Genomic DNA, 13,901 nt, shown 5'->3' with positions numbered 1-13,901 from the left:
ATAGGAGGGGCCGGCGTCGTGCCGGGATGTGCGTGGCATGGGGGCGCACCGGGCGGGCCGGTGCTGCTGCGACCAGCGCTCCGGCTCTGCGGAACGGTGTCGCCTCGGCCGCGTGGGCAGCCGAGGACCTCCGCGACGGCGGAGGAGGAGACGGCGGCGCGGGCATGGCGCGCGCCGGGGTCCCGATCAGACTACCGGTGCCCTCCGCCGGTCCGCTCGGTGCGCGCCGCGGCGGGGTGCGCGGCCGAACGGCTGCAGAAGTAAGGCTGGGCGCGCCGAACGAGCCTCTTCTCTCGGAATCGGGGCGCTCAGCCTTCGTTCCGAGGGTCTCTCCGTTCGCAACCGAGGAGCGGAGGGGCGCCAGGCCCCCGGACGAGGCCGGTGGCCGCTCCCGACCTCGGTTCCGTACGCCTCATCCGAGCCGCTTCGCGAAGCAGAGGCTCTCGGGCTCGTCGCCCCAGTAGCCGAAGCCCGGGATCGGCTCATAGCCCGAGCTCTCATAGAGGGCCACGGCCTCGGGCTGCTGCGTGCCCGTGACCAGGCGCAGCAGCTCGACGCCGTGACGCGCCGCGAGCTCCTCGACCCCCGCGAGCAGGAGCCGGCTGAAGCCGCGCCCGCGCGCCTGCTCGATCACGTACATCCGCTTGATCTCGCCGACCTCGCCCTCCGCGGCGAGCGCCACGCAGCCCACGACCTCCCCGTCCACCCGGAGGAGGAGCGTCGGAGTCTCGGGGCCCGGCCGCGGCCCGGGGTCGTCGCCGCCGTAGCGCCGCATGATCTCGGCCTCCTGCAGGACGAACAGCGTCAGCGCCACGGCGTCGGCGGCCGTGGTCTCGGTCAGGCGGGGCTCCTCGGGCACCTTCCGATGGTACGGGCGGGGCCACCTCCGCTTCGTCGAGACGTCCCCGTCCCGTCGAGACGTCCAGGAGCAGCGGGACGCCTCGACGGCAGCGGGACGCCTCGCCCGCGCCGCCCGGTGGCACACTTCGGAGGGTGACCGACGAGGACGAGCTCCGCGAGCTGCAGCGCCGCGCCTACGGGCGCCGGCCCGACCTCGAGCCGCGGGAGCTCGCCCGGCTGCGGACCCTCGAGTCGGGCGGCCCGCTCCTCCCCGAGGAGCCGGAATCCGCACCGCGCCCTCGGATCAGCCGGCCGCTCGCCCTGCTCTGGGCGGCGTCGCTGGTCGTCGCCGTGGCCGCCGGCGCCGGCGCGACCCTCTGGGTGACGACCGCCCCCGACCACGAGGTCGCGTCCCTGCCGCTGACCCCCGCCGAGGACCTGCCGCGCTTCGGCGGCGCCGAGAGCACCCTCGCGTCCGCGCCGTTCCACGGCCTCCGCCTGGTGAAGCGGCCCAGCGGCGACGACGGCGGCGCGTGCCTGTCGGTGGTGCTCGCCGCGTCCGGCGAGAGCGTGATCGTGTCGAGCGGATGCAGCGCGCGCTCGTTCCCCGCGACCGCGCAGCTCACCGTCTCGTCGTCGCTGCCCGCCGAGCTGCGGGAGGAGTTCGGCGAGGGCAGCGGCCTCCGGTTCGTCCTCGAGGGCGAGACGGTGCACGTGCGCGCCGACCGCTGACGTCAACCCCTGGGCGTCGTCCAGGCCGTCTCTGATCGGATGGAGGGGACCGCCACCTGGAAAGGACACCTGATCCATGACCGACGTCTCCTCCCAGCCGCCCGCCGAGGGCGATGACCGGAAGATCCTGACCAACCGTCAGGGCCACCCCGTCTACGACAACCAGAACCAGCGCACCGTCGGAGCCCGCGGCCCGGCCACGCTCGAGAACTACCAGTTCCTCGAGAAGATCAGCCACTTCGACCGCGAGCGGATCCCCGAGCGGGTGGTGCACGCCCGCGGCGCCGTCGCCTTCGGCTACTTCGAGGCGACCGGCACCTGGGGCGACGAGCCGATCTCGCGGTACACCCGCGCGAAGCTGTTCCAGGAGGAAGGGAAGCGCACCGATGTCGCGATCCGCTTCTCGACCGTGATCGGCGGCCGCGACTCCTCCGAGGCCGCGCGCGACCCCCGCGGCTTCGCGGTGAAGTTCTACACCGAGGACGGCAACTGGGACCTCGTGGGCAACAACCTCGGCGTCTTCTTCATCCGCGACGCGATCAAGTTCCCGGACGTGATCCACTCGCTCAAGCCCGACCCGGTCACGTTCCGGCAGGAGCCTGCGCGCATCTTCGACTTCATGTCGCAGACGCCGGAGTCGATGCACATGCTGGTCAACCTGTTCAGCCCCCGCGGCATCCCGGCCGACTACCGCCACCAGCAGGGCTTCGGAGTGAACACCTACAAGTGGGTGAACGCCGCCGGTGACACGAAGCTGGTCAAGTACCACTGGATCCCGTCGGTCGGCGTCAGCAGCATGACCGAGGCCGACGCCGCCGTCGTGCAGGGCGGCGACCTCGGCCACGCGTCGAAGGACCTCTACGAGGCCATCGAGCGCGGCGAGTACCCCGAGTGGGAGCTGCGCGTGCAGCTGATGGACGACCACGACCACCCCGAGCTCGACTTCGATCCGCTCGACGACACGAAGGTGTGGCCCGAGAACGAGTTCCCGCCGAAGACGGTCGGGCGCATGGTCCTGAACCGCAACGTCACCAACCACTTCGCCGAGAACGAGCAGCTCTCGTTCGGCACCGGCGTGCTGGTCGACGGCCTCGACTTCTCGGACGACAAGATGCTCGTCGGCCGCACCTTCTCCTACTCCGACACCCAGCGCTACCGGGTCGGCCCGAACTACCTGCAGCTGCCGGTGAACGCGCCGAAGAACGTGCACGTCGCGACAAACCAGCGCGACGGGCAGATGGCGTTCCACCAGGACCACGGCGGCGAGAACCCGCACGTGAACTACGAGCCCTCGATCACCGGCGGGCTGCGCGAGGCGCAGTACCCGACCCACGACGACCAGGGGCCCGAGATCACCGGGCGGCTCACGCGCAAGCGGATCCCGCGCACGAACGACTACACGCAGGCCGGGCAGCGCTACCTGCTGATGGAGGAGTGGGAGCGCGACGACCTGGTGGCGAACTTCGTCGACCTGATCTCGCAGGCCGCCCGCCCCGTGCAGGAGCGGATGCTGTGGCACTTCTACCTCGTGGAGGACGGCCTCGGCCGCCGTGTCGGCGACGGCCTCGGCATCACGCTGGACGAGGTGAAGGACCTGCCTCCGCTGCAGTCGCAGAGCCTGTCCGAGGACGAGCTCGCCCGGCTCGCGAACCTCGGCCGCAACGGGTCGCGGGACGTCGAGGGCCTCGTCATGACGCACACCGTGCCGAACGCGCGCGCGAACAAGGTCGCGAAGCACGTGCAGGAGGAGACGGAGTAGCTCCTGTGGGCCGGGGGGAGCGATCCCTCCGGCCCTTCTTTTTGCGAGGATGGGCGGATGTCGTCCCGCCACCCCGATGCCACCGCCGTCGAGCTGATCGGCGGGGTCGAGCCGCTCGAGGTCGCGCTGCACGAGTACGACGAGAGCTGGCCCGCGCTCTTCGAGGAGCACCGGCGCCGGATCCTCGAGGCGCTGCCGGGCGTCGGGGTCGAGCACATCGGATCGACGTCCGTCCCCGGACTCGCGGCCAAGCCGATCATCGACATCGTCGTGATCGTCGACGACATCACGGCCGAGGAGGAGTACCTCGACGCGCTCCTGGCCTCCGGATACCTGCTGCGCGTGCGGGAGCCGGGCCACCGCCTCATGCGGACCCCCGCGCGGGACGTGCACGTGCACGTCTACGAGCGGGGCGCCGCCGCGATCGACGCCTACCTGCTGCTGCGGGACCGCCTCCGCTCGGACCCCGCCGACCGGGCGCTCTACGAGAGCGTCAAGCGCGACCTGCTGCGCCGCCGCTGGGACGACATGAACGCGTACTCGGACGCGAAGACCGACGTGATCCTCGCGATCCGGGAGCGGGCGGCCCGCTGAGCCGTCGTCCTCAGTGGCGCTGGACCGCAGCCACTCCTCGAGGACGTCCGACGGAACGCGGTCGCTCGGACTCCCGAGGAGGCGGCCTCCCGCGCCGCACCGGCCTTGAACGAGGAGGCGGAGCGCAGCTGCCCGTGAGCCGGTCGCGCCTCAGCCCGAGACCGACCTCCGATGCACCCCGGGCCGCGCGGCAGACCCGAGAGGTCCGGCCGCGCGGCCCCGGGCTCTACCGGAGCGTGCGCTTCACCGTGTTGTCGGCCGGGGTCGGGTCGGATGCGGCGGTCGAGACCTTCGCGTCGAACGTGGTCGACTTCGGTCGGCTCGAGAAGGTCACCGGGTACGCGATGCTCGCGCCGGTGCCGACGCTCCGAGCGGTCCAGGTGAGTACCGTGGTGCCCGCCACGGATCCCCGGGTCTGCACCGCACCCGGGGCGCTGGCCACCTGACCCGAGACGACCACTCGGGTGGTGGTGGTCGCCGCGTCGCGGGTGCCGACGTTCTTCACCGTGACGATCGCCGACAGCGGGGCGCTCGCGGCGAGGCCGGGAGCGGGCGCGACGGCGATCCTCAGGTCGGCGCGGGTGAAGAGCTTCATCCGCAGCGACTGCTTCGCCGACGGTGCAGCCAGCCACTGCGCGTTCCCGGTCTGCGTCGCCGTGACGACGCAGTTCGAGAGCCCGGTGAGCCTGACGGTCGCGGTGCCCGGGCCCGTGGCGCTCAGCACGCAGCCGCCCTTCGCGGACAGGGCGACCGGCAGGCCGGAGGTGGCGGTCGCAGCGACCGGATACGCGACGCCGCGCTCGGGCGAGGTCGGCATCTTCGTCGTGAACGCGATCTTCTGGGCCTTCCTCACGATCGGGGCCGGCGCGGTGACCGTGATCGACTGGGTCACGCGAGGGGCCGCCTCGTGGGTCGCGTCCCCGGCCTGGTCGGCGATGAGCTCGCAGGTACCGGCCTTCGCGAAGCTCACGGCGCCGGCCGTGATCGAGCACACCTCGGGCGTCGTCGTGCCCAGGACCACGGGGGCGCTGGACCCGCCCGCGCTGATCGTCGGCGTGTAGCCGGCGCCGCCCGGGACCGCGGCGGGAGCGATCGACGTGAACGCGAGGGACTGCGCGACCCGTCCGATCTCGAACGTCCGCACCGCCTGCGGAGCCCCGCCGTGGCGAGCATCCCCCGCCTGATCCAGCGTCAGCGTGCAGGTCCCCGCAGAGTCGTAGGACACGACTCCCGCGGCCACCGAGCAGGCGCCCGAAGCCGCCAGCACGGGATCCGCGCTCGACGGGCCGCGGATGACCACGGGAGTCGATGAGCCGCCGATGCGTGCACCGACCGGAGCGTCACCGCCGAACGCGACCGTTCCGGCGGCGAGGTCGACCGCGATCGACTGCGACACCTGGGCCGCTGCCTCGTGCCGGTCGTCGCCCGCCTGGTCGGCGGTGATCGTGCAGGTGCCGCTCCCGACGAAGGTCACGACTCCGTCCTCGATCGAGCAGGACCCGGTCGCCGCGACGACGACCGGGCGACCCGACGGTCCGCCCGTCGCGGTCGGCGTGTAGGTGCCTCCGGGGACCGCCGCGGCCGGAGCCGTGGAGGTGAACACCGCCGTCTGCGCGATCTTCGCGATCGCGAAGGTGCGCACGACCTGGGGAGCCGCGCCGTGGCGCGCATCCTCCGCCTGGTCGAGCGTCAGCGTGCACGTTCCGGCGGAGTCGTACGAGACGACGCCCGACGCGACCGAGCAGGCCCCCGACGCCGTCAGCACCGGATCGGCGCTCGACGGGCCGCGCATGATCGCCGGAGTCGAGGATCCGCCGACCTGTGCGCCCATCGGAGCATCACCGCCGAACGCGACGGTGCCTGGGAGGAGCGCGACCGCGACGGTCTGCGACATCTGCGGCGCCGACTGGAAGCGGTCGTCGCCCGCCTGGTCGGCGGTGATCGTGCAGGTGCCGCTGCCGCTGAAGGTCACGACCCCGTCCTCGATCGCGCACGCGCCGGCGGCGCCGATCACGACGGGCTGCCCGGAGGCCCCGCCCGTCGCGCTCGGAGTGTGGTCGTCTCCCGGGATCGCCGTGGCCGGGGCGCGCGTCGTGAACGCCACCGTCTGCGCGGTCTTCGTGATCTCGAACGTCTGATCGGCGCGCGCGGACCCGTAGGTGTCGTCACGGCTCTGGCGCGCGGTCAGCGTGCAGGTGCCGGCGGAGTCGTACGAGACCACGCCGCCCTCGCCCAGCGAGCAGGCGCCCGAGGCGAACAGCACCGCACGGCCCGCAGCCGGACCGGCGACGATCACCGGAGTGGAGGAACCGCCCACCTTCGCGTCGGTCGGAGCCGCACTGCCGAACGACACGGAGCCGGGCGCGTAGCCCACCTCGATCTCCTGGTTGTCCGGGCGGGAGCTCTCGTACTGCGCGTCGCCGTTCTGGTACGCCGAGACGAGGCAGACGCCCTTCGTCGTGAACGTGACGACCCCGTCCTTCACCGAGCACAGCACGCCGGTGAGGATCCGCGGCGCCTCACTGGATCCGCCTCCGGCGACCGTCGGCGTGTAGGTCCCGCCCACCACCGGCGAGGCCGGGGGCGTGCTGGTGATGCGGACGGTCTGCTCGGCCTTGAGGACCCAGTAGCTCCTCTCCGCCCGGCGCGCCGGCCAGTCGCCGTCGCCCGGCTGATCGAGCGACATCCGGCAGGTCCCGGTGCTGTCGTTCTGCACGGTCCTCCCGTCGGCCCGGACGGAGCACGCACCGCTCGCCGACAGCACAGGCTCGCCCGTCGACGGGCCCGCGACGATCACGGGCGTGTAGGTCCCGAACACGCGACCGGTCACCGGGGCCTCGCCGCCGAAGGCGAGGTCGCCCTCCGGAATGCCCACCGTGATGGTCTGCCTGATCTGCGGAGCATCGGCGTACCGGGCGTCTCCGCTCTGATCGATCGTGACCGTGCAGGAGCCCTCTCCGGAGAAGGACACGACCGAGCCCTCGATGGTGCAGTCGCCGCCCCGGACGATCGAGACGACCACCGGAGCGGTGGATCCGCCTCCGGTCGCCTCGACCCTGTACGTGTCGCCGTCGAAAGCACGGGCAGGAGGCGTCGAGCCGACCGTGATCGCCTGGGGCAGGCGCGTCGCGGTGATCGTCCGCTGCTCCTCGGGAGCGGCCTCGTGGTCGGCGTCGCCCGCCTGGTTGAAGGCGAGACCGCACCGACCCGCGTCCGTCAGCACCACGATCCGCCGACCCTGCTCGTCGGTCGAGAGGGTGCAGCCGCTGGCCGAGACGCTGACAGGCAGGCCCGAGTCGGCGGTGGCGGAGACGACGTGGCGCGTGTCGAGCGCCGCGGTCGCCGGCAGCGTCGAGGTGACCGTGATCGACTGCAGGCCCTTGGTCACCGTGAGGCCGTACGACTTCTGAGCGGCCGGGAGCGTGTTCGCGTCGCCTGGCTGGTCGGCCGTGATCGTGCACACGCCGCGGACGACCGTGAAGGTCACGATCCCCTCGGAGATCGTGCACGCGCCGGACGCGCCGTAGACCGCGGACAGCCCCGAACTGGTGATGGAGCGCGGAGAGTACGTGCTGCCGGCCCGCGGATCGACGTCCGCCGGGGCGAAGTAGTCGATGGTCTGGGCCCGCTTGCTCACCTCGAACGATCCGGACGCGGTGGGCGCAGGCAGGTACCGCTCGTCGCCGGGCTGCTGGAACTGCAGCTCGCAGGTTCCGGCGCCCACTGTGCGCACGAAGGCCTCGTCTCTGACGGCGCACACCAGCGGAGTCGTCGTGGTCACCGCGACGGGGAGCCCGCTGGTCGAGCTCGGGTAGGTCAGGACGTCCTCGTAGTACCCGACGGGTACCGCGACCTGCGGCAGCCGGAACGAGATGCTCTGCCTGATGGGGAGGACCTCGAACTCCTGCACGTTGCTCCAGGTGAAGTCGTACCTCTCGTCGCCGTAGATGGCGGCGACCCTGCAGAGCCCCGGGCCGACGAGGCGGATGTCCCGCGTCACGGAACCGGTCGCGTCCCTCTGCGCGGTGCCCACGGGTTCGCAGATGTCGTAGTCGAAGGTGTCGATGTCGACCAGCACGCCGGCCGAGGATCGCGCACCGGCCGTCACGGTCTCCTCACCCAGGGTGTTGCTCGCGAGGGCGTCGAGCTCGATCGACAGCGGAAGGAAGGCGATCTCGAAGGAGCGCTCGACGGGCGTCGCGGGGAGGAACCGCTCATTGCCGGGCTGCAGCGCCACGATCACGCACGCGCCGCCCCCGACCGGAGTGATCCTGTTCTCGGGCGTCACCGTGCAGGACTCGGGCGTGTTGCTGAGATAGCTGACGGGCAGACCGGACGACGAGGTCGCGGTGGGATCGACCGCGGGGCCGTCGATGCGCAGCTCCGGCAGCTCCGAGAACGTGATGGTCTGCTCCACCGGGATGATCGGCACGGGCGGGCGCACGATGGTCTGCGTCTGCTTGGCCGAGGCGTTCGACCGGGTGCGGAAAGTGCCGGTGGCCGTGTCGGTCTCGCGGCCCGAGAACGTGCCGTAGAAGATCGCGTCGCCCGCCCGGGAGGTGAGGGCCCCATCCGCCCCGGTGATCTGGATCTCGGCCGTGCCCCTGCCCGGCAGGGCGGGGTCGATCGTGACGAGCTTGTTCGGAACGATCATGGTCGGGACGCCGTTGTCCACGATCTGGTACGCGACGCCGGCGCGTCCGGACCCGAGAGGGATCCTCGCCGGGTCGGCGGTCTCGACGGTCACGGTGAACCGGAGGTCGTCCCCGACGGCGCTGGGGTTGGTGGCCGAGACCACCGAGACCGTCGTGGGGTACTCGTCGGGGATGGAGCGGATGACCACGTTCGCGCGATCCCTGCCTCCGCCCTGGGTGAGGACGGCCTCCGTCGTGCCGGCTCCCGCGTGCCCGCTGCCGCCGCCGCCCGAGCCCTGGTAGTAGATGAGCCACGGCGCGTAGTACCGCCCGCTTCCGCCGCCACCGCCGTACCAGCCGCCGCCGCCGCCGGTTCCGCCGTTCGCCGAGGCGCCGGGGAACGGCTTCGCGTCGCCGCCGCCGCCACCGCCGCCGAAGGTGCCGCCGCTCGCGTTCCCGCCGCCGTAGCCTCCCGCCTTCTGGCTGCCGCCGCCGCCCTTGCCGCCGTAGACGCTGGAATTGACCTCCTGACCGCCGTCCTGGCCGTTCTCGCCTCCGCCGACTCCCATGAAGTAGGCGTCGCCACCCGCGCCGCCGGCGACGAGGACGCGATCGCTCAGCCCGAAGTCACCGGTCCTGACGTCGGTCGCACCGTTGCCGCCGTCACCGCAGGGATTCAGGGTGCAGCCGAACCCGTCGGTTCCTCCCGTGCCGCCTCCGTTCCAGCCGCCGAGGGCCCGCTTGCCGATCGACACTCCGTTGGGACGGGCGTCCTCGCCCACCCCGCCGACGTTGACCTGAAGCACCTGCCCGGGGGTGACCCAGAGCTTCGCGGTCGTCAGTCCGCCGTTGCGCCCGCCGTCGACGCGCACCTTCAGGGAGTGCGTGTTCGGCGGCACCGTGAAGGTGTCGGGGGCCCCTCCGATGCCGTCGGCGCTGCGGTTCACGTACCGGCACTCCACGGCGTCGGGGCCGGCCGCGATGGCCGTATTGACGACTCCCGCCTCACCGCATGCCGAGGAGGCCGCAGCCGAGGCCGCGGGCGCCGCCGTCGGCATCGCGACGAGGCCGGCGGCGACCACGACGGCCGCCAGGGCGGTGGCGAGTCGGGAGCGGAGGGAGGAGCGGACGGGGGGCGCGGATCCGGGCACGACGATCTCTCTGAGGAGGCGCGTGAGCGCCCGGGGGCGGCGCTCGGACGCGAGGGGACGAGTGGCTCCCCACTATCCCCGTGTTCGGGGCGGATTCTCAGGCTCCGGTACCCCCCGAGGAGGGCGACAGATTCGACGCGCGCATCCCGACCTCGCCGGACGGGTCGACCCGGCGCGGGCTGCCGGGGGACGCCTCGTCGAGGACGCCTGCGAGCCGACCCGTCAGTGCGGCGACCCGAGCGACTCCGCCGGGAGCAGGGCGGTCTCGGCGGTGCAGCCGAGCTCGCCCGGCTGCAGCCGGACCGGCTCGACGACGACGCGAGTGACCACTCCGTCCTCCCGCTTGACGAGCACGCAGTCCTCGGCGCGGCCCATCGCCACTCCGACATCGCTCCCCCGCACGACCGCCGTCGGCGGCGCCGCGACCTCCCGCACCCCCGTCGGGGCGGCCAGCCGCTCGGTGATCGCGGCGACGACGGCGTCCGCCGGACCCGGATCCTCGGGCAGCCCGGCGAGCACCTCCGTCGCCGCCTCCTCGGCGTTCGGAGCGGGCACGACGATCTCGCGGGTGTCCGGCGGCGGAGCGACGCCCGGGGTCGCCGCGTCGCACTCGACGTCCTCCACCCCGGTCGTCGTGCCGAAGACCGTCTCGCCGCCATCGCTGTGGCGGCCGTAGAAGCCGTACTCGATGCGGAAGCAGTAGGCCTCTCCGTCAACGCCGGTGATGCGCGTCGTGAGCGCGCCGAAGGGGTCGATCAGCTCGGGGGCCTCGAGGGACTCGATCGCGATCAGGTCGGCGCCCGCCGCGACGGCCTCGCGCGCGACCTCGTCGATGTCGTCGGGGCGGTCGGTGCCGATGCCGTCGGCGAGCGCGGCCTCCGACTCCCGAGCGGCTGTCTCGGCGGCCTCGGCGGACGCCTCGGGCGAGCCGTCGAGGCTCCCGGCGCAGCCTGCGAGCAGGGCGACGGCAGCGAGGAGCGGGAGGGTGCGGAACCCGCGCGTCACGATCGTCCTCCCCTGGAGGGACTGCCCCGCCGAGCCCGGTCGCGGGCTGCCCCGGACGCCGAGGCGATCGACGGCGTCACCGGAGGAGCCGACCGACGACACGCGTGTCGGGTCGGGCGGGCCCGTGCCGGGGCACCTCGTTGAGCGTGTCCCCTCCGCCGATGCGGTTGCTGCGCTCCGTCAGCGCGACGTGCGCGAGGTGCTCGTCCGCCGTCCAGCAGAACAGCCGTCCTTTGTGGTCCTTGTTCCGGGAGAGGATCCCGGCGGCGGACAGCTGGGCCAGGGCTCCGTGCGCGGCGACGGTCGAGACGCCGTGGTTCCGGGCGGCGGTCTCCGCCGTCAGAACCGGATCGATCGCGAGTCGGTCCAGTATCCGGAGCACGACAGCGTCCTTCCGCGGGCGGGCGGGAGAAAGACCGGCCTCAGCGCGATAGGCGACCAGGCGCTCGAGGACCGCGGAGTCCAGTCTCTCGACGGCCTCGGAGAGGGCGACCGCGTTCGAGGCGGCCACCTCGGTCGCCCGCGCGAATCCGATCACCCAGTCGTCCACCCTGCCGGCTCGGAACGCGGTCAGGCCGGCGATGTACTCGTCCTTGTCGCCGGCGAACACTGTCGAGATGGGCACGAGGACGTTGCGCAGGGCGTCGCTGCGTTTCAGCACCGTGTGGATGAGCGCTCGACCGGTGCGTCCGTTGCCGTCGATGAACGGATGGATGGTCTCGAACTGGGCGTGGGCGAGCGCGGCTCGGACGACGGGGTTGCCGTCGGTCGCCGTCACGAAGGCGGCCAGGTCCTCGACGAGCCGTCGCACCTCGGACTCCGGCGGCGGGACGAGATCAGCTCGCAGGGGAGACCACCCGGTGCCGCCCACCCAGTTCTGCTCCTCACGGACGCCGAACGGGAGCGACGGTTCGATGGTGTGCTGCAGCGCCTCGACGTCCGCGAGCGTGATGCGTCGTTCACGATCGGCCAGTCCGGCGATGGCGGTCTCCGTCGCCCGGACGTTCGCGATCACATCGAGTGCGACCTTCTTCCCCTGCTGGAGCACCTCGGCGATCGCGAGCTTCTTCGGAGTGACGCGATTCCCCTCGATCCACGAGGACGAGATGCTCTCGGAGCGGATCAGGAGATGGTTGAGATAGCCGCCTCTGGCGCCGATGCGCTCGTCGGCCCGAGCCAGCACAGTCAGAGCGTCCTCCGCCGCACCGGCTGCCTCTCGGCCCAGCGGAGGCAGCGCGAGTCCGAGCTCGTCGGGCACGAGAGCGCGGTAGACGCCGGGGCTGCGGTCTCGACGAGTGAGCCCCGCGGTCTCGCGCGGGTTCCACTCACGGTCGACGTGGTGCACGGGTACCTCACAAGTGCGGGGATTGATGTGGAGTCAAGGTTAGCGCCTCTAACCTTTACGTTCAGCGCCCGCGCTCAACGTTGTCGCGCCTCGCCGATCGGGTCAGCAGAGCCTCGAGCGGACCCTTCGCCGCGTCATCGGTTCCACATCGGAGGCTCATAGCGCCCGCCGCCAGAGTCGGATGCGCAGCCGACGTCCGAGGAGGACCCCATGACCCGCATCCCCGAGCCCGACCTCACCCCGCAGGGACCCGCCTACCAGGGACGGCGGCTCGACCGGCCGCACGAGGAGGTCGTCGACCAGGGGCTGCTCTTCGACGTCGGCACGCTGTTCAGCCGCCGGCGGGTGCTATCGCTGATCGGAGTCGGAGCGGCGACGATGGGGCTCGCGGCGTGCACGACCGATGCGGGCGGCAGCACGGACACGTCGTCCGCGAGCGGATCCTCCGGCACCGCCTCCTCCGGAACCGCCTCGACCGGCACGACGGCGACCGGCGAGATCCCCGACGAGACCGCCGGCCCGTACCCCGGCGACGGATCGAACGGCGTCGACGTGCTCGAGAACTCGGGAGTCGTCCGCAGCGACATCCGCTCGAGCATCGACGGCGGAGCGACCGCCGCGGGCGTGCCGATGACGCTGACGCTCACGATCCTCGACACCGCGAACGGCGACGTGCCGTTCGCGGGCGCGGCCGTCTACGTCTGGCACTGCGACGCGGGCGGGAAATACTCGATGTACTCCTCCGGGGTCGAGGACGAGACCTACCTGCGCGGGGTCCAGGTCGCCGACGCGAACGGAGCGGTGACGTTCACCTCGGTCTTCCCCGCCTGCTACTCCGGCCGCTGGCCGCACATCCACTTCGAGGTCTACCCCGACGCCGCCTCGATCACCGACGCGGCGAACGCGATCGCGACCTCGCAGGTCGCCCTCCCCGAGGACGCCTGCGCCGCCGTCTACGCGCTCGACGAGTACAGCGGATCGACGGCGAACCTCGCGCAGGTCTCGCTCGCCGACGACAACGTCTTCGGCGACGACGGAGGCGTGCTGCAGCTCGGCACGACGACCGGCGACGTCGCGTCGGGCTACTCCGTGGCGCTCACCGCCCGCGTCGACACGACGACCGCCCCGACCGCGGGGACGGCTCCCGGCGGCGGTGCGGGCGCCCCGCCCAGCCGCTGACCGCTCCCGCTCGCGGTCCACTCCCGGCGCGGATCTCCCGCCGGGGGCGGATGCCCGGCACCCCTCGCGCGGCTACCGTCGGAAGCCGGGGGTCCCCATGATCGATGATGCTGTCCCGCGCGACCTGCTGTTCGTCGGCGCGCTGTTCGGGCTCGCCGCTTTCGTCTGGGCGGGCTGGGCGCACGAGCGGCCGCCGAAGGGCGCGGGTCCGCGGGTCGTGCTCGTCGCGATCCAGGCGGCGGGGCTCGCCCTTCTCGGGTCCGCCCTCCCGCCGCTCGTGCGGAACTGGGGGTCGCCGTCGGCCCTCGTCCCGGGGACGCCGGCCTTCGTCTGGTACGTCGTCGTCGCCTGGATCGAGGTCGTCGCGATCGTCGTGCTCTCGATCCGGTTCGTGCGCGCGAAGCGGGCGGAGCTCATCGCCGCCGCGGCCATGATCGTCGTCGGCGTCCACTTCCTGCCGCTCGGGTTCGTGCTCGGGCAGCCGATCCTGTTCGTCGCCGCTGCCCTCCTGACCGCGATCGGCGCGGTCTCGGTCCTCCCTCCCCGCCGCCTCGCCGCTCCGAGCTTCTGGTGCGGAGCGCTGGGCGGCCCGGTGCTCCTCGCTCTGGGTGCGATCTCGCTCGTCGCGGGCCTCGGCGCGGTCTGACCGCGCGTCGACGCGG

Annotated in this window: 9 protein-coding genes; 5 read left to right on the top strand and 4 right to left on the bottom strand. The window is 72.5% G+C overall.

Going from position 1 to position 13,901, the window contains the following annotated elements:
- Positions 1–412: 412 nt before the first annotated feature.
- Positions 413–859, bottom strand: coding sequence for a GNAT family N-acetyltransferase (locus tag ASF46_RS18460; protein ID WP_056868969.1), 447 nt, complete (start codon positions 857–859; stop codon positions 413–415).
- Between the two features lie 134 nt (positions 860–993).
- Between ASF46_RS18460 and ASF46_RS18455 the strand changes: the two genes are divergently transcribed.
- From ASF46_RS18455 to ASF46_RS18445, 3 genes are all read left to right on the top strand, one after another.
- Positions 994–1,572, top strand: coding sequence for a hypothetical protein (locus tag ASF46_RS18455; RefSeq protein WP_056868968.1), 579 nt, complete (start codon positions 994–996; stop codon positions 1,570–1,572).
- A 76-nt stretch (positions 1,573–1,648) separates the two neighbouring features.
- Positions 1,649–3,331 carry a catalase gene (locus ASF46_RS18450; protein WP_056868967.1) on the top strand — a complete coding sequence of 561 codons (1,683 nt, stop codon included), beginning with the start codon at positions 1,649–1,651 and terminating at the stop codon, positions 3,329–3,331.
- A 57-nt stretch (positions 3,332–3,388) separates the two neighbouring features.
- The gene (locus ASF46_RS18445) at positions 3,389–3,925 is read left to right on the top strand and encodes a GrpB family protein (protein WP_056868966.1); all 537 of its coding nucleotides are present in this window, start codon (positions 3,389–3,391) and stop codon (positions 3,923–3,925) included.
- Between the two features lie 226 nt (positions 3,926–4,151).
- Here ASF46_RS18445 and ASF46_RS18440 read toward each other — a convergent pair whose 3' ends face one another.
- The 3 genes from ASF46_RS18440 to ASF46_RS18430 all read right to left on the bottom strand — a co-directional run bounded on the left by ASF46_RS18440 (position 4,152) and on the right by ASF46_RS18430 (position 12,060).
- Positions 4,152–9,710 (bottom strand): glycine-rich protein, encoded by a 5,559-nt coding sequence (locus tag ASF46_RS18440; RefSeq protein WP_056868965.1) that lies wholly within the window; start codon positions 9,708–9,710, stop codon positions 4,152–4,154.
- 222 nt (positions 9,711–9,932) lie between these two features.
- Positions 9,933–10,715, bottom strand: a complete 783-nt coding sequence (locus ASF46_RS18435) for a hypothetical protein (RefSeq protein ID WP_157602788.1) — start codon at positions 10,713–10,715, stop codon at positions 9,933–9,935.
- Positions 10,716–10,791: 76 nt separating this feature from the next.
- Positions 10,792–12,060 carry a Fic family protein gene (locus ASF46_RS18430; RefSeq protein WP_056868963.1) on the bottom strand — a complete coding sequence of 423 codons (1,269 nt, stop codon included), beginning with the start codon at positions 12,058–12,060 and terminating at the stop codon, positions 10,792–10,794.
- Positions 12,061–12,270: 210 nt separating this feature from the next.
- Between ASF46_RS18430 and ASF46_RS18425 the strand changes: the two genes are divergently transcribed.
- Entirely contained in the window at positions 12,271–13,239 is a 969-nt protein-coding gene (locus ASF46_RS18425; RefSeq protein ID WP_056868962.1) for an intradiol ring-cleavage dioxygenase, read from the top strand.
- Positions 13,240–13,336: 97 nt separating this feature from the next.
- Complete coding sequence (locus tag ASF46_RS18420; RefSeq protein ID WP_056868961.1) at positions 13,337–13,885, top strand: hypothetical protein; 549 nt, start codon at positions 13,337–13,339, stop codon at positions 13,883–13,885.
- Positions 13,886–13,901 lie beyond the last annotated feature (16 nt).

Source organism: Rathayibacter sp. Leaf296 (assembly GCF_001423045.1).
In the GTDB taxonomy this organism is placed as follows: domain Bacteria; phylum Actinomycetota; class Actinomycetes; order Actinomycetales; family Microbacteriaceae; genus Rathayibacter; species Rathayibacter caricis.
The sequence above is the reverse complement of the archived record's forward strand: the minus strand, read 5'-3'. Positions and strand labels throughout refer to the sequence as shown.

What these genes read in the sequence shown, in the direction of transcription:
- ASF46_RS18450 (WP_056868967.1), top strand. Translation starts at nt 1,649, where the DNA reads ATGACCGACGTCTCCTCCCAGCCGCCCGCCGAGGGCGATGACCGGAAG.
- ASF46_RS18445 (WP_056868966.1), top strand. Translation starts at nt 3,389, where the DNA reads ATGTCGTCCCGCCACCCCGATGCCACCGCCGTCGAGCTGATCGGCGGG.
- ASF46_RS18425 (WP_056868962.1), top strand. Translation starts at nt 12,271, where the DNA reads ATGACCCGCATCCCCGAGCCCGACCTCACCCCGCAGGGACCCGCCTAC.
- ASF46_RS18420 (WP_056868961.1), top strand. Translation starts at nt 13,337, where the DNA reads ATGATCGATGATGCTGTCCCGCGCGACCTGCTGTTCGTCGGCGCGCTG.